Annotated in this window: 23 protein-coding genes and 1 tRNA gene; 15 read left to right on the top strand and 9 right to left on the bottom strand. The window is 55.9% G+C overall.

The window, feature by feature from the left end; genetic code table 11:
- Window positions 1-3: 3 nt before the first annotated feature.
- From PGR79_RS09720 to PGR79_RS09700, 5 genes are all read right to left on the bottom strand, one after another.
- Window positions 4-1311: an MFS transporter gene (locus PGR79_RS09720; protein ID WP_087860327.1), complete on the bottom strand. Its 1308-nt coding sequence runs from the start codon at window positions 1309-1311 to the stop codon at window positions 4-6.
- A 255-nt stretch (window positions 1312-1566) separates the two neighbouring features.
- Window positions 1567-2403, bottom strand: coding sequence for a 5-dehydro-4-deoxy-D-glucuronate isomerase (kduI, locus tag PGR79_RS09715; RefSeq protein WP_113373778.1), 837 nt, complete (start codon window positions 2401-2403; stop codon window positions 1567-1569).
- Between the two features lie 58 nt (window positions 2404-2461).
- The gene (gene kdgT, locus PGR79_RS09710) at window positions 2462-3460 is read right to left on the bottom strand and encodes a 2-keto-3-deoxygluconate transporter (RefSeq protein WP_411325652.1); all 999 of its coding nucleotides are present in this window, start codon (window positions 3458-3460) and stop codon (window positions 2462-2464) included.
- A gap of 401 nt (window positions 3461-3861) precedes the next feature.
- Window positions 3862-4263 carry a hydroxyisourate hydrolase gene (uraH, locus tag PGR79_RS09705; RefSeq protein WP_015367872.1) on the bottom strand — a complete coding sequence of 134 codons (402 nt, stop codon included), beginning with the start codon at window positions 4261-4263 and terminating at the stop codon, window positions 3862-3864.
- 160 nt (window positions 4264-4423) lie between these two features.
- Window positions 4424-4500, bottom strand: a tRNA-Arg gene (locus PGR79_RS09700).
- Window positions 4501-4819: 319 nt separating this feature from the next.
- Here PGR79_RS09700 and folD point away from each other — a divergent pair.
- From folD to PGR79_RS09675, 5 genes are all read left to right on the top strand, one after another.
- Entirely contained in the window at window positions 4820-5686 is an 867-nt protein-coding gene (gene folD, locus PGR79_RS09695; RefSeq protein WP_087860332.1) for a bifunctional methylenetetrahydrofolate dehydrogenase/methenyltetrahydrofolate cyclohydrolase FolD, read from the top strand.
- A gap of 1 nt (window position 5687) precedes the next feature.
- Window positions 5688-5900 (top strand): ribosome-associated protein YbcJ, encoded by a 213-nt coding sequence (gene ybcJ / locus PGR79_RS09690; protein WP_015367876.1) that lies wholly within the window; start codon window positions 5688-5690, stop codon window positions 5898-5900.
- Between the two features lie 118 nt (window positions 5901-6018).
- The gene (locus PGR79_RS09685; RefSeq protein ID WP_430921552.1) at window positions 6019-6552 is read left to right on the top strand and encodes a metal-dependent hydrolase; all 534 of its coding nucleotides are present in this window, start codon (window positions 6019-6021) and stop codon (window positions 6550-6552) included.
- A 9-nt stretch (window positions 6553-6561) separates the two neighbouring features.
- Complete coding sequence (locus PGR79_RS09680; protein ID WP_113373776.1) at window positions 6562-6993, top strand: STM0539 family protein; 432 nt, start codon at window positions 6562-6564, stop codon at window positions 6991-6993.
- Window positions 6990-7820, top strand: a complete 831-nt coding sequence (locus PGR79_RS09675) for a DUF2145 domain-containing protein (RefSeq protein WP_113373775.1) — start codon at window positions 6990-6992, stop codon at window positions 7818-7820. The genes PGR79_RS09680 and PGR79_RS09675 overlap by 4 nt, the downstream gene beginning before the upstream one ends.
- Window positions 7821-7865: 45 nt before the next feature.
- Here the strand turns inward: PGR79_RS09675 and cysS are convergent, their stop codons facing one another.
- A complete protein-coding gene (cysS, locus tag PGR79_RS09670) occupies window positions 7866-9251 on the bottom strand; it encodes a cysteine--tRNA ligase (RefSeq protein WP_045393462.1) in 1386 nt (461 codons plus the stop codon).
- 173 nt (window positions 9252-9424) lie between these two features.
- Between cysS and ppiB the strand changes: the two genes are divergently transcribed.
- The 7 genes from ppiB (at window position 9425) to mnmH (ending at window position 14295) form a co-directional block, all read left to right on the top strand.
- A complete protein-coding gene (ppiB, locus tag PGR79_RS09665; protein WP_015367878.1) occupies window positions 9425-9919 on the top strand; it encodes a peptidylprolyl isomerase B in 495 nt (164 codons plus the stop codon).
- A 3-nt stretch (window positions 9920-9922) separates the two neighbouring features.
- The gene (gene lpxH, locus PGR79_RS09660; protein WP_087860336.1) at window positions 9923-10645 is read left to right on the top strand and encodes a UDP-2,3-diacylglucosamine diphosphatase; all 723 of its coding nucleotides are present in this window, start codon (window positions 9923-9925) and stop codon (window positions 10643-10645) included.
- 105 nt (window positions 10646-10750) lie between these two features.
- Entirely contained in the window at window positions 10751-11092 is a 342-nt protein-coding gene (locus tag PGR79_RS09655) for a hypothetical protein (protein ID WP_430921550.1), read from the top strand.
- Window positions 11093-11100: 8 nt separating this feature from the next.
- Window positions 11101-11439 carry a hypothetical protein gene (locus PGR79_RS09650; protein ID WP_113373773.1) on the top strand — a complete coding sequence of 113 codons (339 nt, stop codon included), beginning with the start codon at window positions 11101-11103 and terminating at the stop codon, window positions 11437-11439.
- A 96-nt stretch (window positions 11440-11535) separates the two neighbouring features.
- A complete protein-coding gene (purE, locus tag PGR79_RS09645; RefSeq protein WP_087860339.1) occupies window positions 11536-12045 on the top strand; it encodes a 5-(carboxyamino)imidazole ribonucleotide mutase in 510 nt (169 codons plus the stop codon).
- Window positions 12042-13109, top strand: a complete 1068-nt coding sequence (purK, locus tag PGR79_RS09640; protein WP_087860340.1) for a 5-(carboxyamino)imidazole ribonucleotide synthase — start codon at window positions 12042-12044, stop codon at window positions 13107-13109. The genes purE and purK overlap by 4 nt, the downstream gene beginning before the upstream one ends.
- A gap of 109 nt (window positions 13110-13218) precedes the next feature.
- On the top strand, window positions 13219-14295 hold the full coding sequence (gene mnmH / locus PGR79_RS09635) for a tRNA 2-selenouridine(34) synthase MnmH (protein WP_113373772.1): 1077 nt from the start codon (window positions 13219-13221) through the stop codon (window positions 14293-14295).
- A gap of 107 nt (window positions 14296-14402) precedes the next feature.
- Here the strand turns inward: mnmH and PGR79_RS09630 are convergent, their stop codons facing one another.
- The 3 genes from PGR79_RS09630 to ybbA form a co-directional block, all read right to left on the bottom strand.
- Window positions 14403-15548 carry a porin gene (locus PGR79_RS09630; protein ID WP_087860342.1) on the bottom strand — a complete coding sequence of 382 codons (1146 nt, stop codon included), beginning with the start codon at window positions 15546-15548 and terminating at the stop codon, window positions 14403-14405.
- 181 nt (window positions 15549-15729) lie between these two features.
- Complete coding sequence (gene ybbP / locus PGR79_RS09625) at window positions 15730-18144, bottom strand: putative ABC transporter permease subunit YbbP (RefSeq protein WP_430921547.1); 2415 nt, start codon at window positions 18142-18144, stop codon at window positions 15730-15732.
- Complete coding sequence (ybbA, locus tag PGR79_RS09620) at window positions 18141-18827, bottom strand: putative ABC transporter ATP-binding protein YbbA (RefSeq protein WP_047049495.1); 687 nt, start codon at window positions 18825-18827, stop codon at window positions 18141-18143. Before ybbA ends, ybbP begins: the two co-directional genes overlap by 4 nt.
- Here ybbA and tesA point away from each other — a divergent pair.
- Genes tesA through PGR79_RS09605 form a run of 3 tightly spaced genes read left to right on the top strand, consistent with a single transcriptional unit; the run spans window position 18795 to window position 21130 of the window.
- Entirely contained in the window at window positions 18795-19421 is a 627-nt protein-coding gene (tesA, locus tag PGR79_RS09615) for a multifunctional acyl-CoA thioesterase I/protease I/lysophospholipase L1 (RefSeq protein WP_087860429.1), read from the top strand. The two genes, ybbA and tesA, sit on opposite strands and share 33 nt — an antisense overlap.
- Window positions 19411-20217 (top strand): SDR family oxidoreductase, encoded by an 807-nt coding sequence (locus tag PGR79_RS09610; RefSeq protein WP_430921545.1) that lies wholly within the window; start codon window positions 19411-19413, stop codon window positions 20215-20217. The genes tesA and PGR79_RS09610 overlap by 11 nt, the downstream gene beginning before the upstream one ends.
- Before the next feature lie 58 nt (window positions 20218-20275).
- Window positions 20276-21130: a co-chaperone YbbN gene (locus PGR79_RS09605; protein WP_430921543.1), complete on the top strand. Its 855-nt coding sequence runs from the start codon at window positions 20276-20278 to the stop codon at window positions 21128-21130.
- Window positions 21131-21143: the final 13 nt, after the last annotated feature.

The raw sequence follows: 21143 nt of genomic DNA, 5'->3' as shown, positions 1-21143 counted from the left end.
CTCTTAACCTAAAGAATTTTGCGTTTTCAATGACTGTCGGGAAACGCGTTGATAGAGATACAGCGTCGCCAGTAGCGCGCAGATTGCCGCAAAACTCATCCAGTAGCCGGGCGCCGCCTTATCCCCGGTGACTTTAATTAGCGCGGTGGACATCGCCGGCGTGAAACCGCCAAACAGAGCGGTCGCCAGGCTGTAAGCCAGAGAAAAACCAGCGACCCTGACCGACCTGGGCATAATTTCCGTCAGCGCGGGGATCATCGCGCCGTTGTAGATGCCGTAAATAAAAGAGAGCCACAGCAGCACGGACAACATCATGGCGAAGTCCGGCATGCGGGCCAGCAACGATAACGCAGGCCAACTGGTGAAAATAGCCAGCAACGTCATGCTGACCAACACGGGTTTACGCCCAAACTTATCGGAAAGCATGCCGCCGATAGGCAGCCAGATGAAATTAGAGATCGCCACCAACAGCGTGACCAGCAGGCTATCCGAGGCGCTTAATAACAGCACGTTTTTGCCAAAGGTTGGCGCGTAGACCGTGATCAAATAGAACGCGGTAGTGGTCATGGCCACCATTAACATCCCCGCGATCACCACCCGCCAGTTTGCCAGCAGAATCGTCAGCGATTGTCCTAACGTCGGATGTTCCTTACGCTCCGAATACTCCGCGGTTTCATTCAGGTTGCGGCGTAAAAAGAAGATGAAAGGCACGATCAGGCAGCCAATCGCGAACGGAATTCGCCATCCCCACTGATGCAAACTCGACTCACTGAGCAGCATATTGAGCAGATAGCCCAGTGAAGCGGCCACCATAATCGAGACCTGCTGACTGGCGGATTGCCAGCTGGTATAAAACCCTTTACGTCCTGGCGTCGCCATTTCAGCGAGGTAAACCGAGACGCCGCCCAGCTCAGCACCGGCAGAAAAACCCTGCAACAGTCGGCCGCACAGCACCAGCGCCGGTGCCCACAAACCGATAGTCTGATAACCTGGCACCAGCACGATCAGGATGGTCCCCATCGCCATAATCGACAGCGTGCCGATTAAGCCTTTGCGTCTGCCGACCTTGTCAATCCAGGCGCCTAACACCACGGCGCCCACGGGCCGCATCAAGAACCCGGCGCCGAAAACGGCGAAGGTCATCATTAATGAGGCGAATTCATTTTCGGAAGGAAAAAAAGTATGGGCGATATAGGTGGCGTAAAAACCAAATAAAAAGAAGTCAAACTGCTCAAGAAAATTCCCTGAGGTCACTTGCAGGATCACTTTGGCCCTGGCACGAAACACTGAAGTAGCGGCAGTTGCGGACATCACACTCTCCCTGATTAACTGAATAGTTAACTCTCATTAACATTTAGGTAACCGTAAGAGTGCGGGAAGTTGCGAAAGAGAATAAGCGCATTTTGCGCATCTATTGATGCGTAAGACACATTAATAAAGTCGGCTATCTACGCGACACCAACAATGACGGGGCAAAGGGTCTTACCCCCCACCCCGCCTCTTAACACTGATAGTGTGAACTCCGCTGCATTTCCCCCCAAGGCAATCCGGGCTTGAGGGGGAGTTTTAACGAAGATCGCGTACGGCGACGTGATCCATATCGTCAAAGACCTGGTTCTCGCCGACCATCCCCCAGATGAAGGTATAAGCGCGGGTACCTACGCCTGAGTGAATCGACCAGCTTGGCGAAATTACCGCCTGCTCGTTATGCATCACAATATGACGGGTCTCCTGCGGCTGCCCCATCATGTGGAAGACGCAGGCGTCCTCATCCATGTTGAAATAGAAATAGACCTCCATCCGCCGCTCATGGGTATGGCAAGGCATAGTGTTCCACAGGTTGCCCGGCGCCAGTTCGGTCAGGCCCATGCTGAGCTGACAGGTTTCCAGCACATCCGGCACGAAATACTTATTGATGGTGCGGCGGTTGCTGGTCAGGTTGTCACCCAGCGTCACCGGCGCTACATCGGCAGGGGTGACTTTCTTCGTCGGATAAGTGGTATGCGCCGGGGCGCAGTTGTAGTAAAACTTCGCCGGTTTTGCGTGGTCGATGCTGGTAAACACCACCTCTTTCGCCCCCTTACCGACGTACAGCGCCTCACGGTGGCCGATTTCATAACATTGGCCATCAACGGTAATACAACCCGGGCCGCCGATATTAATCACCCCTAACTCACGGCGTTCGAGGAAATAGCTTACCCCAAGCTGTTTACCGACTTCTCCGCCCACCGACACGCCGCGCTGCACCGGCATAACGCCGCCAACAATAATGCGGTCAATATGGCTGTACACCATGGTGTATTCATCAGCCACAAACACGTGTTCAACTAAAAATTCATTACGCAGCCCCTGGGTATCCAGAGTTTTCGCATGCGCGCTGTGGATACTTTGTCTTACGTCCACGTTAGCCTCCAGGCAGATTCTTGAATGATAAAGCCCTCCTGCGGAGGGCGAGAATAAGTTAGTGATTCGCGGATGGTGCAACATTTACCGCAGGTGCTTTCACCGCCTGCACGTTGCCAAAGCGTCTGGCATACAGCGCGGTAATAATCGGTACTAAAATCGCGGTGACGATGACGCTTGCCGCGACTAGCGCCGTCGCCGAAGCCGCCACCGGTTCAAAGGCCGGATTAATCTGCGCGATGATCACCGGGTTCGCGACCGCCGCGCCCGCTGCGGAAGAGGCCGCGACGCCAGCCGTCCCGTTACCGCCGCCGATAACCCGATCAGCAATAATCAGCGGGATGCCGGTAATGATGATGACCGCCACGCCAAGCACAATCCCCAGCAGTCCGGTATCCAGAATCACGCTCAGGTTGATGGTGTTGCCCAGCGCAAAGCCAAAGAACGGAATCAGCACCGGGGTGGCTTTGCTAAAGAAGGCGCGGAAGTCGTGGTCGAGGTTACCTAAGGCAAAGCCCACCAGGAATGGCAGCACCGCGCCGATAAAATGGTGAGGCTCGAAGGAAGCCAGCCCGGCGGAGCCAAGGATAACCATGGTCATCAGCGGGCCGGACTCCAGCGACATCAATACAAACGCGCCGGATTCTTCTTTACTGCCGTACTGATTCATCAGGCTGGCGTACAGGCCGCCGTTGGTCATATCCATTGCTGAGACAATAGCCAGCACCGACAGTCCGGCAAAGAAACCGGTCTGGACGCCATTTTCCGGAATGACCATCGCAGCGATAAAGGCCACAATCCAGGCGACGGCAATTTTGGTGATCACTAACGTGCCGGATTTACGTAATACGGTGCCGGTGGCGCGCAAATCAATCGATGCGCCGATACAGAAAAACCACACCGCCAGGATCGGCACCGTGCCGCCAATCATGCCTTTGGTGAATGAACCAAAGTAATTACCGGTATCCGGCGCCAGGGTATTGAGAAGCGCGCCAAGCAGCAATGGGACCAGCATCATGCCGCCAGGGATACGTTCAATGGTTGCTTTGATTTTCATTTCTTATCCTCATCTCCACCCCACCTGAACGGCAAGGATGTGACTTATTCTTTCAATAGCGTTTGAAAAAATTCTTTCTGTTCATTGCATTACGAACAGATGAGAAAAGTCAGGAGTCTCAGGGTTGTGCGCACCACACTGATACCATGCCGTTATCATTGATCATGTGAAATAATGATTCAACGAAAACAAAACAGTGTTTTAGTTACCGTCATCACATATCAAAAAGAAATCGAACGATGGATGGTTTATTGAAAACAAAAGGGAGGAGTAGCCACGACGTTGCGGCAATCAAAGAAAGGATGAGATGTTAAATAGATGTTTTAGTTAGTTCCGTGACCTACGCCGGACAAAGCAAGAAATGACGGTCTTCGCTTTGTCCGGCAGGAAATGTGCGTGGATCAACTACCGCGGTAGGTAGAGTAGCCATACTGGCTCAACAACAGCGGGATATGTAGCTTTTGGTTCTGTTCGGTTACGCTGAAAATAACCGGAATGACGGGAAAGAAGGTGCTCATATTATGACTTTTAAAGTAGTCACCGGTTTTGAAGGTCACTTTATACACCCCTGGTTCCATATTATCGGCCTGCGGATAGAGCGACTTGATACGGCCATCGGCATCCGTTTTACCGCTGGCGATATGCTGCCAGCCGCTGCCCTGCTGCTTATCGAGCTCAATCTGCACCCCTTGAGAAGGCAGACCGGTCTGCTGATTGAGAATATGTACGCTTAGTGTCCCTTCCGGCGCCGCAAGCGCGCTGAAGCTCAACAATGAAATAACGGAGGCAATAATTAACTTCATGAGCGATGACCTTAATAAGCAAGTGAATGTGTCATCACTATAGTCAGCACGATGGGAAATAAAATTAAACTTTTCGTTATTAATTAACGGGTAATAGCAGCGCGGATCTACGTCAGAGGCTTGTGTTGGATGGAGGAATCGAGCGTAAGAGAAGCGATAATGGCACGCCCTACAGGATTCGAACCTGTGACCTACGGCTTAGAAGGCCGTTGCTCTATCCAGCTGAGCTAAGGGCGCACTGAGAAGCGGGAGCTTCGGGAGGTGCAATCGCGTGAAATTATACGGTCAACCTCCGGTGAGTCAATGCATTTTGCCGGGAAAAGACAGCGGCATAGCGAGCTTGTCGATTATTAACGCGATGTCTGGTTAAGGATTGTTCGCCCCGTTCGTTCGCGACTGGCCCCTTCCGCCGCCACGGCGCGGAAAAATAGCCTGTTTTTACCTCCTCGCGGCGGAAAACCGATAAAAACGCAAACGATAACTGACAGCGGGGCTGGCTTCTGACAAAATATCCGCATCCCCCTTTCGTAAAGTGACAGATGGAATCCTCTCTCTGATGGCAGCAAAAATTATTGACGGTAAAACGATTGCGCAGCAGGTGCGCTCTGAGGTCGCGGAAAAAGTGAAGGCTCGCGTAGCGGCCGGAAAACGCGCCCCCGGGCTCGCCGTTGTGCTGGTCGGCAGCAACCCTGCGTCGCAGATTTATGTCGGCAGCAAACGCAAGGCATGTGAAGAGGTGGGCTTCGTCTCCCGCTCTTACGATCTCCCGGAAACCACCAGCGAAGCCGAGCTGCTGGAACTTATCGACACGCTTAACGGCGATAACACTATCGACGGCATCCTGGTGCAGTTGCCGCTGCCCGCCGGTATCGACAACGTTAAAGTCCTTGAGCGCATTGCCCCGGACAAAGACGTCGACGGCTTCCATCCGTATAACGTTGGTCGCCTGTGTCAGCGCGCACCGCGCCTGCGTCCTTGTACGCCACGCGGCATTGTCACCCTGCTTGAGCGCTACAATATCGACACCTATGGCCTCAACGCGGTGGTGATCGGCGCCTCTAACATTGTCGGCCGTCCGATGAGCATGGAGCTGCTGCTGGCGGGCTGCACCACCACCGTCACCCACCGTTTCACCAAAAACCTGCGCCACCACGTCGAAAATGCCGATCTGCTGATTGTCGCGGTTGGTAAACCAGGCTTTATTCCGGGTGAATGGATTAAAGAAGGCGCCATCGTGGTGGACGTCGGCATTAACCGTCTGGAAAGCGGCAAAGTGGTCGGCGATGTAGTGTTTGAAGATGCAGCGGAACGCGCGTCCTACATTACGCCCGTGCCTGGCGGCGTTGGCCCAATGACCGTAGCGACCCTCATTCAGAATACGCTGCAGGCGTGCGAAGAGTATCACGACATTCAGGAGGCCTAAGATGGCGAATTTTTCTCTGGGCAAACACCCGCATGTTGAACTGTGTGATCTGCTGAAGCTGGAAGGCTGGAGCGAAAGCGGCGCGCAGGCCAAAATCTTTATCGCTGAAGGGCTGGTGAAAGTCGACGGCGCGGTGGAAACCCGCAAACGCTGTAAAATCGTCGCCGGCCAAACGGTGACCTTTGACGGTCAAAGCATTACCGTTATCGCCTAACCCTCTCTGGCGCCGGTCCCGGCGCCAGCGCTCTCCCGCTGGAAAATCAGAAAAATGCGGGGATGTAATTCTCAAATACCCTACTGATAATAGGCTTTTATTTGTAGAATATAAGCCAATGCCAACTATCGTCACTCATGCCGCTGTTCCACTGTGTCTGGGGTTAGGGCTGGGATGCAAAATCATTCCTCCTCGCCTGCTGCTGGCTGGCGTGGCGTTGGCAATATTGCCGGATGCCGACGTGCTGGCGTTTAAATTCGGCGTCGCCTACGGCAATATTTTCGGCCACCGCGGATTTACCCACTCTTTATTGTTCGCCTTCGTGGTTCCTTTGCTGTGCATGGTGATGGTTGGCAGGAGGTTTCACTGCGGGCCGGCGCGCAGTTGGGCATTTCTTAGTGTCTGCCTGTTATCCCATAGCCTGCTCGATGCCATCACCGATGGTGGTAAAGGCGTCGGCTGGCTGTGGCCCTGGTCCGATCAACGCTTCTTCCTGCCCTGGCAGGTGATTAAAGTGGCACCATTCGCGCTATCACGCTATGCCACGCCTTATGGACATCAGGTGATCCTCTCCGAGCTGCAGTGGGTCTGGCTGCCTAGTTGCGTACTGGCGTTACTACTCTGGTTGTATCGTCAATCTATTCAACGTTAAGGGATTAACATGCATAAAACGACCATCCTCGCCGCTGCAGCACTGCTGGCGGTTTCTTCCACCATTCGCGCCGAGGATCATACCAACGCCTATGCCGTCTCTTCGACCATTACCAGTATCGGCAGTTCAGTGCTGGTGAGCGGTATCATTCTCTCCCCGGTCTTGCTTCCCGCCGCGCTGATCGCCGCTTCTGTCGACAAAAATAAAGAGCAGAAAACCGCGCTGTTGACCACCAAAGATCTTAAGCAGAACACCGTCAAAATGGTGCTGCCGCTGCAGGTGGTCGAAGAGGCGGAGCTTAAAGCCGGGGACAAGCTGACGCTGGAGAAAGCCCCGGAAGGCACCGGCGCATTGCTGAAAAAAGAAGATAAAGTCCTGGCCCATATGGTGAATCAAGAGGACGCCTCGCTCTCCGCTAACCAACCGTTGTCGGCGAAATGAAGCGCCTGGCGCTCGCCTTGTGCCTGAGCGTGACATCAGTAAGCGCAACGGCCGCCAGCACCGATTGCGGCACGGGGTCGCCATCAGCGGAAACCATTGCCGCAACCATGCATCAGGCACAGTTGCTCAAACAACAATTAAATAGCGAGCCGGAAGCGGTGGTTATTTTAGTCCGCCAGGGTCAGGATATGTCCAGCCGCGGGTTAACCTGGTCCCATGCCGGCTACGCCCTGCGACAGCCCGATAACAGCTGGCGGGTTTATCATAATCTGAATACCTGCGGCACCGCGCGGTCAGCGCTGTACGTGCAGGGATTATATGAGTTTCTCGCCGATGAACTGGTTAACCAGCAGATAGCGGTTTTACGCCCGCGCGGCGAACTTAACGCCGCCTTACAAGCGCTTTTGCACAGTCCTGTCAAACTGAACCTGTTCCACAGCCCGCGCTATAACCTGATCGCCTGGCCCTTCTCCGGACCGTATCAAAACTCTAACGGCTGGCTGCTGGAAGTCTTTGCCCGAGCGGGCGATAGCAATATCTGGTCACGTGAACAGGCCAGACATTGGCTCTTACAGCAGGGTTATCAACCCTCGTTAGTTAAGGTCACGCTTTTCGAACGCCTTGGGGCAAAAATGGTTGCCAGCAATGTTTTTACCGACGATCAGCCGGAACAACTATTAGCAAATGGCAAAGTAGGTTTAAACAGCGGCGATAGCGTTATTCAGTTTATTGCCCGTTACAGCCGCAAAATATCCTCCTGCCAGCATCTGAATCTGCCCGAATCCGTATGCGTTTTTCAGCCAACACCACTGGAAGCCAGTCCCTAACGCAAAAAGGCCACGCAAGCGTGGCCTTTTCATTAGCAATGGCGCTTACTTACGGCGCCAGGTGGTACCCTGCGGACCATCCTCCAGCACGATACCCATCTCGTTAAGACGGTCGCGCGCCGCATCCGCCGCCGCCCAGTCTTTCGCTTTACGCGCATCCAGACGCTGTTGGATAAGCCCTTCGATTTCCGCCACTTCGCCATCATCGGCCTGCGCGCCGCTCTGCAGGAAAGCGTCCGGTTCCTGTTCAAGCAGACCCAGCACCGATGAGAGCTTACGCATATGGGCCGCCAGCGCGTTCGCGGCAGCCGCGTCTTCCGTTTTCAGACGGTTTACTTCACGCGCCATATCGAACAGTACCGAATAGGCTTCCGGGGTGTTGAAGTCGTCATCCATTGCTTCGATAAAGCGTGCTTCGAAGGCTTCGCCGCCCGCAGGCTGTGCGGATTTGTCGGTCCCGCGCAGCGCGGTGTACAGACGCTCCAGCGCCGAACGCGCCTGCTTGAGGTTCTCTTCGCTGTAGTTCAACTGGCTGCGATAGTGGCCGGACATCAGGAAGTAGCGGATGGTTTCGGCATCGTAGTACTTCAGCACATCGCGGACGGTGAAGAAGTTACCCAACGATTTCGACATTTTCTCGCGATCGACCATCACCATTCCGGAGTGCATCCAGTAGTTGACGTATTCGCCGTCGTGGGCGCAGGTCGATTGCGCGATTTCGTTTTCGTGATGCGGGAACATCAGATCCGAACCGCCGCCGTGAATATCAAAGTGATTACCCAGCTGTTTGCAGTTCATCGCCGAGCACTCAATGTGCCAGCCCGGACGCCCTTCGCCCCACGGAGACGGCCAGCTCGGCTCGCCCTCTTTCGACATCTTCCACAGGACGAAGTCCATTGGGTTACGCTTGACGTCAACCACGTCGACGCGAGCGCCCGCCTGCAGCTGGTCGAGATCCTGGCGCGACAACAGACCGTAGTTAGGGTCGGTCGGTACGTCGAACATCACGTCGCCGTTATCCGCCACATAAGCGTGACCACGGGCGATCAGCTGCTCGGTGATTTCGATAATTTCGGCGATATGGTGGGTGGCGCGCGGCTCGTTGTCCGGGCGCAGAATGTTGAGGGCATCAAAATCTTTGTGCATTTCAGCGATCATGCGATCGACCAGCGCGACAAAGCTTTCGCCGTTTTCATTAGCGCGCTTAATGATTTTATCGTCGATATCGGTAATGTTGCGCACGTACTTCAGCTTGTAACCAAGGAAGCGCAGGTAGCGAGCGACAACGTCGAAGGAGACGAAGGTGCGGCCATGGCCGATATGACAGAGATCGTAAACGGTAATTCCACACACGTACATGCCAACTTCCCCGGCATGAATAGGTTTAAATTCTTCTTTTTGGCGCGTCAGTGTATTAAAAATTTTTAACATCGAAGATTCCGTGTAGACGTGTGTGGATATAAGTCGCTTATTCTAACCCTAATTCAAACCGGAAGCAGCACACATTGCAAGGTGCATCGACCCCCGCGGTTATGCTATAACAGCCACCTATGTCATACCCAACCTTGGGTTCAGCACTACAATCATCGGAACAGGATGCAAAAATGGTTACTTTCCACACCAATCATGGCGATATCGTAATCAAAACGTTTGACGACAAAGCGCCGGAAACAGTTAAAAACTTCCTGGACTACTGCCGCGAAGGTTTCTACGACAACACCATTTTCCACCGTGTTATCAACGGCTTCATGATTCAGGGCGGCGGTTTTGAACCGGGCATGAATCAGAAAGCGACCAAATCTCCGATTCAGAACGAAGCCAACAACGGTCTGAAAAACACCCGTGGTACGCTGGCGATGGCCCGTACTCAGGCCCCGCACTCCGCCACCGCGCAGTTCTTCATCAACGTGGTCGACAACGACTTCCTGAACTTCTCTGGCGAAAGCCTGCAGGGTTGGGGCTACTGCGTCTTTGCCGAAGTGGTTGAAGGTATGGACGTGGTCGACAAAATCAAAGCGGTTGCCACCGGCCGCAGCGGCATGCACCAGGATGTGCCGAAAGAAGATGTTGTGATCAAAAGCGTCACCGTCAGCGAATAATTCGTGGCGACACTTTTTATTGCAGACCTGCATCTGCAAACAGAAGAACCGGCGATCACCGCCGGTTTTCTGCGCTTTTTAGCCGGCAGCGCCCGCGAAGCGGACGCGCTGTATATTCTCGGCGACCTGTTCGAGGCCTGGATCGGCGATGACGACCCGAACCCGCTGCATCAGCAAATCGCTTCGGCAATCAAAGCCGTCGTCGACGCCGGCGTTCCCTGCTACTTCATCCACGGCAACCGCGATTTTCTCGTCGGCCAGCGCTTCGCCCGCCAGAGCGGCATGATCCTGCTCGCCGAAGAAGAGCGGCTGGACCTCTATGGCCGTGAAGTGTTGATTATGCATGGCGACACCTTATGTACCGATGACCCCGGTTACCTGGCGTTTCGCGCTAAAGTTCACACCCCGTGGATCCAACGTCTGTTTCTCGCCCTGCCGCTGTTTATCCGCCGCCGCATCGCCGCCAAAATGCGCGCCGATAGCCAAGCCGCCAACAGCAGCAAATCGATGGAAATTATGGATGTGAATCCGCAGGCGGTAATTGACGCGATGGAGCGGCATCAGGTGCAGTGGCTGATTCACGGCCATACCCATCGCCCGGCCGTCCATGAACTGCTGGCCAACGGGCAGCCCGCGTGGCGCGTGGTCCTCGGCGCGTGGCACAGCGAAGGGTCAATGGTTAAAGTCAGCGCCGACGGCGTCGAACTCATCTATTTCCCGTTTTAATCCCCCAGGCACAATTCCGAAAACCTTCATCTGAAGGGGAGAATGACTGACGCTATCTGTTCTCCGCATGCTAGCCTTTGGCTAAATCTCACTCAAGGAACGAGTATGAAAAAATGGAACCAGCCTCTGGTGTGGGGAATGATAGTCGCTTCCATCTGCTCGCTAGGCGCAAGTTATATGGCGTTAATCGGCGTATTTATAGGCAACTCGCTTAATTTTGTCTGGTGCGCAGTACTGCTATGGGTGCTCTATTTTTATGCACTTTATCGGTTCTTCACCCGTCCTCCTGAAGACCCTTTTATCCAAAACTTTGTCTTAATTTTAGGGATCCTTACGGTGTTATTTTGGGGAGTGGGATTTATGTTGATATGTGCCTATTATGCCAGTAAGACAAAAGCTAAAAACCAACTTATGTCATCACGCACAAATGCGTCTAATAGTGACTAACTCAGGGAATGAGTATGAAAAAATGGAACCAGCCCCTAATCTGGGGATTGATTATTTCAATTATTAGTCCACTTGGCGTCAGCTATTACGGTTTGGTTTTCCTGTATATAGCTGGCACATATGCTGTGATTTTATATGCGATGTTTCTATGGTTGCTCTGGCTCTATGCGATTTACCTGCTCTTTACCCGCCCACATGATAGCCGCTTTGTACAAATATATATGCTAATTATGGGCGTCCTTATGCTGCCCTGGGGGTTGGTGCTGCTTATCACCTGTATCATGAATGAGATAAAGGCAAATAAACAACGTACTTCATCGTCGACAAGCGAGACAAAAGACGGCTAATCACGCGTACGCAACCGTTTTCCTTGCCGGGATATCGTGCTATTCTCTGTGGCCTCTAAAGCAGTGTGAAGCACACCCACAGGAGTTTTCAGACGCATGTCTTCCCGCAATAATCCGGCGCGTATCGCCATCGTGATGGGGTCCAAAAGCGACTGGGCTACCATGCAGTTCGCCGCAGAAATCCTTGATACCCTGAACGTTCCGCACCATGTTGAAGTGGTCTCCGCCCACCGTACGCCCGATAAACTGTTTAGCTTCGCCGAAGGCGCGGAAAACAACGGTTATCAGGTGATCATCGCCGGTGCGGGCGGCGCGGCGCATTTGCCGGGCATGATTGCAGCGAAAACTCTGGTGCCGGTGCTCGGCGTGCCGGTTCAGAGCGCAGCGTTAAGCGGCGTTGACAGCCTCTACTCTATTGTTCAAATGCCGCGCGGCATCCCGGTCGGCACGCTGGCCATCGGTAAAGCCGGCGCCGCTAACGCCGCCCTGCTCGCCGCGCAAATTCTCGCCCAGCATGATGCCGAACTGCACCAGCGCCTGAGCGCCTGGCGTCAGGCGCAGACCGATGAAGTGCTGGATAACCCGGACCCGCGAGGTGCGGCATGAAACAGGTTTGCGTCCTCGGTAACGGACAGTTAGGCCGCATGCTGCGTCAGGCCGGTGAACCGCTGGGCATCGCCGTCTGGCCGGTCGGTCTCGAAGCCGACCCGGAAGCGGTACCATTCCAGCAAAGCGTCATCACCGCTGAAATCGAACGCTGGCCGGAAACCGCCCTGACCCGCGAACTGGCGCGCCATCCGGCTTTCGTCAACCGCGACGTTTTTCCGATCATCGCCGACCGCCTGACCCAGAAACAGTTGTTCGACAAACTTGGCCTCGCCACCGCGCCGTGGCAGCTACTGGCGGATAAAAGCGAGTGGCCCGCCGTGTTTGCCCGCCTGGGCGAACTGGCTATCGTCAAGCGCCGCGTCGGCGGCTACGATGGCCGCGGGCAGTGGCGCCTGCGCGCTGACGAAACCGCACAACTGCCGGATGATAACTACGGCGAGTGCATCGTCGAGCAGGGAATTAACTTCTCCGGCGAAGTGTCGCTGGTCGGCGCCCGCGGCCGCGACGGCAGTACGGTGTTTTATCCGCTGACCCGCAACCTGCACCAGGACGGCATTCTGCGCGCCAGCGTCGCCTTCCCGCAAGCCAATGCGCGCCAACAGGCGCAGGCCGAAAGCATGCTGACGGCGATCATGAACGAGCTCGACTACGTGGGCGTGATGGCCATGGAGTGCTTCGTCACCGCCGAGGGACTACTGATCAACGAACTGGCGCCGCGCGTGCACAACAGCGGCCACTGGACGCAAAACGGCGCTTCCATTAGCCAGTTTGAACTGCATCTGCGCGCCATTACCGATTTACCGCTGCCGCCGCCGGTGGTCAATAGCCCGTCGGTGATGATCAACCTGATCGGCAGCGATCTGAACTACGACTGGCTGAAGCTGCCGCTGGTGCATCTGCACTGGTACGACAAAGAAGTCCGTCCGGGGCGTAAAGTCGGGCACCTGAATCTAACCGACAGCGATACCGATCGCCTGAGCGCCACGCTGGAAGCGCTAAAACCACTCCTGCCGGTTGAATACGCCAGCGGCGTTTTCTGGGCGCAGTCGCAGCTTAATTAAGCCATTCGTGCCGGGGATTTGCTCTATCCCCTTCCCCGGCACGCCCTTCGGCGCGTAGAATCCCCACCTCGCAGTAAGCACATCTGGTTTTAACTCAAAAGGACGACCCATGGAAAATGGGACACACTATCGCGCCATCCTCTGCGCGGATACGCCGCTTATCGACGTTCGCGCGCCGGTGGAATTCCAGCAAAGCGCGATGCCCGCGGCGATTAACCTGCCGCTGATGAACGACGAAGAACGCGCCGCCGTCGGTACCTGTTACAAGCGCCAGGGGCCGGAAGCGGCATTATCCCTCGGCCATAAGCTGGTCGATGGCGACCTGCGCGCCAGCCGCCTGAAGGCGTGGCTGACAGCCTGCGCCCGCTATCCACAGGGTTATCTGTGCTGCGCCCGCGGCGGCCAGCGCTCGCATATCGTGCAGAAGTGGCTGCGGGAAGCGGGCGTCGATTATCCGCTGATTGTCGGCGGCTACAAAGCGCTACGCCAGGCGGCAATACAGGCTACCGAGGAGCTGGTACAGCGCCCCATCGTGCTGATTGGCGGCTGCACCGGCAATGGCAAAACCCAACTGGTTTGCTCGCGCCCGGACGGTATCGATCTCGAAGGCCACGCCCACCACCGCGGCTCGTCATTTGGCCGAACGCTGCTGCAGCAACACCCACAGGCGACGTTCGAAAACCATCTGGCGGTCTCCCTGCTTAAAAAGGCGGAACAACAAACACGTTGGGTGCTGGAAGATGAAGGCCATATGATCGGCGCGAACCACCTGCCGGAGTGCTTGCGCATCCGCATGGCGCAATCGCCGCTGGCGGTGGTGGAGGATCCCTTTGACGTTCGTCTCGAACGGTTGCGCGAAGAGTACTTCGATCGTATGCATCGCGACTTTATTACCGCCTATGGCGAAGAGAAAGGCTGGCAGGAATATAGCGAGTATCTGCATCATGGGCTGTTTGCCATCCGGCGACGGCTGGGGCTACAGCGCTTTGCCCAGTTAACCGAACTGCTCGACGCGGCGCTGTTGCAGCAGCAGCGTTCCGCCAGTACCGAGGCGCACTTCGCCTGGCTGGTACCGCTGTTGAATGAATACTACGACCCGATGTATCGCTATCAGTTGGGGAAAAAAACCGGAAAAATCATTTTTCGCGGCAACTGGCAAGAGGTCGCCGCCTGGCTGGCGAAGTAGTTCCCCCAACCAGACGGCTTCCCGGGTAGCGGCTGGCGCCTTATCCGGGCTCCCCCCGCTTAACGCAGCGCAAGCCGGGGAAATTCCCAGCTTGCGGCAGCTCATCGTCAGAAGTCGTAGCGCAGACGCACCAGGTTCATGTCGCCCAGATCATCGGTGCTGGAGGTAAACACGTGCTCGTAATCAACACGGAAACCGTAATCCAGCTGGAAGCTAATACCTAAACCGTTATCAATACGCTGATAGTTGCGGCCATTCACATACTCCAGGCGGTCGCCCATAAAGTACGGCTGAATAGATTTAACAGCGTATTGATTGATCGGGAATTTATAGCCGGCAAAGTATTCAATACCCCAGGCATCGCCGGCGAAGTAGTTATGAACATCGGTTTTCTTGGTAGTCAGGAAGTTCTGATACCAGCCGCCGCCGAAGGAGAAAGTCCAGTTATCCGGGGTCCAGCTCAGCGCGGTACCAACAATATTCTGGTCATAGGTTTTGCTATCGGAGCTTGACGGGTCGCGCATTTCGGCGCGGGTGTAGTTCCACGCGGTACCCCAGGTCAGGTCCTTCATGATGTGGTAATCCGCACCGATAGAACCGCCGCCTTTACGCTTGTAGCGTAGGCCATTACCCGGCAGATATTCGCTATCTTCAAACAAATAGGATCCGTACAGATCGACATCGCCCACGGTTTTCTTATATTTCAACATATTGCGTGAACGATAAGAACCATCGTAGTCGCCATTGATACCGTTACCCGGGGCCTGACCAATCATATCGTAGTCCCAGATATCGGTTTTCACGCCGACGACATCATAGTAAATACTGTTCTGCTGACCGTAGGTTAAGGTACCCCAGGTATCACTCTTCAGACCGGTATAGAGCATACGACGGGAGGTATTGTTCGCCCCTTCCGCGTAGTGATTGTCCCAATCGAACAGCGCCGGAATATTGACGCCCAGTTCGTAGTAGCTGATCCAGCTAATATCATCAAACAGATAGTAATCAGCCGCAAAACGGAAACGGGTGCCGCCATCAAAACCGTTACGCTTGTAGGAACCTTTATCGCCATCGCCGGTCATCATATTGAACTGCGGACGAATACTGCCGCCGACGGTAAAGTTAAGGCGACTTAACGGATCGCCCGCCTGCGGATCTTGTTTCAGCAGCGTAATCTCAGCCTGGGATGCAAAAGAGGTTAACGCTAATGCTGCGCCGATCGAGATCGCCAGCGCTTTTATTTTATGTGCCATGCTTTTTCCTTGAGTAATAAGCAACCTTATATTTGCCAGTTGAATATTAACTGCGAATTAGCACGACGTGTTGTTGGTTTTTTAATGTTTTGTGCGCTTAAAAATCAAGGAATTATCATTTTGTGCCGTTAAAATAAAAGCGCCGCGAAATTGCGCGGCGCTTCATAAAAATGAAATCTATTTACTGGTTAAATTGTCGGAATAACGCTTTGCCTTTTAATAAGCGTAATCCCAACCATCCGCCGCATAATGATAATAAAATAGCGCCTGAGAGTGGCGGCATAACCCACAGCCGCCAGTCCGGCGTCCATGGGAAATCAAACACTTTTGTTTGCAGCATCGCCAGCGCTACCTCGGCGCCAATGGCCGCCACCAGCCCCGACACCACGCCAAGCAGGGCGAACTCCGCCCACAGCGTGGTACGCAGCAAGCTTTTTCCAGCCCCCAGCGTCCGCCAGACGACCAGCTCCTGATGCCGCTGACGCATCCCGACCTGCACCTGAGCCAGCAGCAGTAATACGCCGCAGGCGGTGACCAGCACCACCATGACTTCCAACGCCCGACTTACCTGCGTCAATACCTGGCCGACCTGGCGCAGGATGGCGCCGATATCCAGCAGGCTAACGGTGGGAAACTCGCGGTTAAGCTGGGTCAGCATCGCGTTGCCATTATCCCAGCGGAAGCTGGTGAGCCAGCTTTGCGGCTGCCCATCCAGCGCCCCTGGCGGGAAAATAAAGAAGAAGTTTGGTCGCAGGCTCTCCCAGTCAACTTTGCGCACGCTGGTCACCTTAGCGTTAAATTGCTGGGTGTCGCCGGTAAAGGTGACGCTATCACCGATCCTGACGCCCAACCGCTGCGCCAGCCCCTCTTCAATTGACACCTCGCCCGCCTTCGGCGGCCAGCTTCCGGCCACCAGCGGATTATGATCCGGGCGCTGCTCGCTCCAGGTGAGATTCAGTTCGCGATTCAGCGCTTCGTCTTTATTCCCTTCCGTCGTCTGACCGTTAATCTGCGTCAAACGCGCGCGCACGATGGGATAAAACTCCGCCGCCCGGGTCTGGTGTTCGGCCAGGAATGTCTTCACCGGCACAACCTGTTCGGGAGCGATATTAATCAGGAAGTAGTTCGGGCTTTCCGGGGGTAACTGCTGCTGCCAGCGTTCGAGCAGATCGCCGCGTAACACCAACAGCAGAGCCAGCAGCATAAACGACAGTGAAAACGCCGCCAGTTGGCTCAGCGTTGACCACGGCTGGCGCAACAGGCGGTTCACCGCCAGGCGTAGCGGTAACGCTTTCAGCGTTAAGCGCTTGAGCAACCACAGCAAGGCCCAGCCTACCAGCCCGCACAGCAGCGCCAGCACCAGCGCCCCGACCAGCACCGACCATAGCAGCGGACTACCGCCCATCAGCCAGGCTAGTCCGCCCACGACAACCGCGCAGACCACGGGAATATAGTGTTTCAGCGGCCAGACGTTAGCCACCACATCTTGCCGTAATACCCGTAGCGGCAGGGTCGCCAGCAGCAGCCGATAGGGCCGCCAACCAACCAGCAGCGAAATTACCACCATCGCGCCGATAGCCCATAGCCACGGCCAGCCGCTGGCCGGCGGCAGCGCGGCGGGCAGCACCGGTTTAAGCATCAACAGCAGGGCTTTTTCCAGCAGCAGCCCCATCGCGCCCCCCGCCGCCACCGCCAGCGCCAGCAACATCAGCCACTGACCGACGATAAGTTTACGTAGCTGCGCCCGCCCGGCGCCCAGCGTCTTAAGGATGGCGACCAAATCATAGCGGCTGCGGCAGTAATGCCCCATCGCGACCGCTACCGCAGCGACCGCCAGCAGCAACGTTAATAACGCGGACAGCAGCAAAAATTGCTGCGAGCGTTCCAGAGATTTCCCCAGCGCGCTATCATCCTGCTCCAGACCAATCCAGCGATGTTCCGCGCCAAGTTTCGGCAGCAGCCACCGCTCGTAAGCCGCCAGTTGCTGCGCGCTACCGGCGAACTTATAGCGCCAGGAGACGCGGCTGCCGGGCTGTACTGCGCCGGTTTTCGCCACGTCGGCGATATTCATCAGCAACCGCGGCGCCATCTGGAAGGGGTTGAAGCCGGCGTCAGGCTCCTGAATGACCTCGCCAGCGATGCGCAAGGTAGCGTCGCCAACATCAATGTTATCGCCGGTTTTTAGATTCAGCAGCGCCATCAGCCTTGGGGCCAGCAGGACGCTGCCGCGCTGCGGTTTTAATCCCGCCGGAGCGGTCTCCAGCGTGCCGTACAGCGGGTAGCTATCATCAACCGCCTTCACGTCCGCCAGCTGCGGGGTATCTACAGCGAAAGTCATGGTGGCGAAGCTCAGCTGTTCGCCCACGGTTAACCCTAGCGTACGCGCCTCGGCGATCCACTCGGCGGGCACTTCGCGCGAACTGCGCAGAGTGCGATCCCCGGCCATAAAATCGCGGCTTTGCTGGCTCAACCCTTTTTCCATACGGTCGCTGATTGAGCCCAGCGCCAGCACGCAGGCCACCGCCATGCTTAATGCCAGCCAGACGATGAGCAGCGAAGGCGAGCGCCATTCGCGCCAGAACCAGCGGGCTATCATGCTTCCTCCTGCAACTTGCCATCCACCAGGCGTAAGCGACGATCGCAGCGCGCCGCCAGTAGCGGATCGTGGGTCACCAGAATCAGCGTGGTGCCGTGTTCGCGGTTAAGCGAGAACAGCAGATCGGCGATTTTATCGCCGGTATGACGGTCAAGATTGCCGGTCGGCTCATCGGCAAACAGCAGCGCCGGACGGCCGTTAAAGGCGCGGGCCAGCGCCACCCGCTGCTGCTCGCCGCCGGAAAGCTGGGCCGGCAAATGGTGCAGGCGTTTGCCAAGCCCCAGCTGTTCAAGCAGCGCGCGCGCATCGCCACGGCTCTGGCTATCGCTGGCGCCGCGCAGCAATGCCGGCAGCTCGACGTTCTCAAGGGCGTTTAACGTCGGAATCAACATAAACGATTGAAAGACAAAACCTACGTGCTTTGCGCGTAGCGTCGCCCTCGCCTCTTCATCCATCTGATGCAGCGGTTGCCCCAAAAGAGACACTTCGCCACTGCTCCCATCATCAAGCCCGGCGAGAATGGCCAGCAACGTGGATTTCCCGGAACCAGACTCGCCAATCAGGGCGATGGTTTGCCCCGGTTTGACAACCAGCTCAACTCCGGTAAGGATGGACAACTGATGCTCTCCCTGACCGACGGATTTCTTAAGATGATGAACTTCAAGTATGTTTTCCGCTGGCATTTGCCTTTCCTGTTTATGGTTCTGTTTACCTGTCGCGCGATGGCGGCGGATACGCTGTTAGTGCTTGGCGATAGCCTGAGCGCCGGCTATCGAATGGCGGCCAATACGGCCTGGCCTGCTCTGCTCAACGACAAGTGGCAGGCCAAAACGACGGTGATCAATGCCAGTATCAGCGGCGACACCTCGCAGCAGGGACTGGCGCGCCTGCCGGCGCTACTGAAGCAGCACCAGCCGCGCTGGGTGCTGGTGGAGCTGGGCGGCAACGACGGGCTGCGCGGTTTCCCGCCGCAGCAAACGGAGCAGACGCTGCGCACCGTTATTCAGGATATCAAAGCGGCGAAGGCCCAGCCGCTGCTGATGCAAATACGCCTGCCCGCTAACTATGGGCGCCGTTATAATGAAGCCTTTAGCGCGATTTATCCGCAACTGGCCAAAGAGTTCGATATTCCTCTACTGCCCTTTTTTATGGAGGAGGTTTATCTCAAGCCACAATGGATGCAGGACGACGGCATTCATCCTAATCGCGATGCGCAACCGTTTATTGCCGACTGGATGGCAACCCGGTTGGCTCCCTTAGTTAATCATGACTCCTGAACGCCGGGAGTCATTCACAGGTAAAGTTATGCAAAAATCGGTTTTAGTTACAGGATGTTCCAGCGGAATTGGCCTCGAAAGCGCCCTTGATTTAAAGCGCCAGGGCTTCCGCGTACTGGCCGCCTGCCGTAAGGGGGAGGATGTCGCTCGTATGCAGGAACTGGGTCTGACCGGTATTTTGTTGGATCTTGATGACCCGCAAAGCGTCGAAAATGCCGCCGCCGAAGTCATCGCGCTGACCGATAACCGCCTGTATGGCCTGTTCAATAATGCAGGCTACGGCGTCTATGGCCCGCTCACCACCATCAGCCGTCAGCAGATGGAACAGCAGTTTTCCGCCAACTTTTTTGGCGCCCATCAGCTCACCATGCTATTGCTGCCCGCCATGCAGCCGCACGGCGAAGGCCGCATCGTGATGACCTCTTCGGTGATGGGCCTGATTTCCAGCCCCGGTCGCGGCGCCTATGCCGCCAGTAAATACGCGCTGGAGGCGTGGTCCGATGCGCTGCGTATGGAACTCCGCCACAGCGGCATAAAAGTCAGCCTGATTGAGCCTGGGCCAATCCGCACCCGCTTTACCAACAATGTTAACCAGACCGGCGACAAGACGGTAGAAAATCCCGGTATTGCCGCGCGCTTTACGCTCGGCCCGGAGGCGGTGGTGGAAAAAGTGCGTCATGCCTTCGTCAGCGACAAACCGAAACTACGCTATCCGGTGACGCTGGTCACCCACACAGTAGGCTGGTTAAAACGCCTGCTACCGGCCCGTGCGATGGACAAAATTATCCAGGGCTGAGTTGAAGCGCTGAATGTCGCCCCCATCTAAAACAGAAATCGACCAACGAGATACGCTCATGTCCGAACAGAATATTGTCAATATTACCGAAGCTAATCTGCAGCAGACGCTGCAGCAATCCATGAATGCGCCGGTGCTGTTTTACTTCTGGTCCGCCCGCAGCCAGCACTGCGAACAGCTGACGCCGGTGCTTGAGCGCCTGGCCGCCCAATATCACGGTCAGTTTACGCTGGCGAAAGTAGATTGCGACGCGGAGCAGATGCTGGCCTCGCAGTTTGGTCTGCGCGCGATCCCAACGGTGTATCTGTTCCAGAACGGCCAGCCGGTAGATGGTTTTGAAGGCCCGCAGCCGGAAGAGGCTATCCGCGCCCTGCTGGATAAAGTGCTGCCGCGCGAAGAAGAATTGAAAGCGCAGGAAGCGCTGGCGCTGATGCAGGAAGAAAAATACGCCGACGCGCTGCCGCTGCTGAAAGACGCCTGGCAGTTGTCTAACCAGGATAGCCAGATTGGCCTGCTGCTGGCGGAAACGCTAATTGCCCTGCAGCGTTCCGATGAGGCCGAAGGTGTGCTGAAAACCGTGCCGCTGCAGGATCAAGACACCCGTTATCAGGGGCTGGTGGCGCAGATTGACCTGCTTAAGCAGGCCGCTGATACCCCGGAAATCCAGCAACTTCAGCAGCAGGTCGAGCAGAACCCGGACGACGCGGCGCTGGCGTCGCAGCTGGCGTTGCAGCTGCACCAGGTCGGGCGCAACGAAGAAGCGCTGGCGCTGCTCTTCACGCATCTGCAAAAAGATTTAGGCGCCGGCGATGGCCAGGTGCGCAAAATGCTGCAAGAGATCCTCGCGGCGCTCGGCACCGGCGACGCCCTGGCGGCGAAGTACCGCCGCCAGCTGTATTCACTGCTGTATTAATCAGAGGCGCTGA

It is taken from the genome of Klebsiella sp. 141161, assembly GCF_050600815.1.
In the GTDB taxonomy this organism is placed as follows: domain Bacteria; phylum Pseudomonadota; class Gammaproteobacteria; order Enterobacterales; family Enterobacteriaceae; genus Klebsiella; species Klebsiella aerogenes.
Note: the sequence above shows the minus strand (reverse complement) of the source record. Positions and strands in the feature narration are given on the sequence as shown.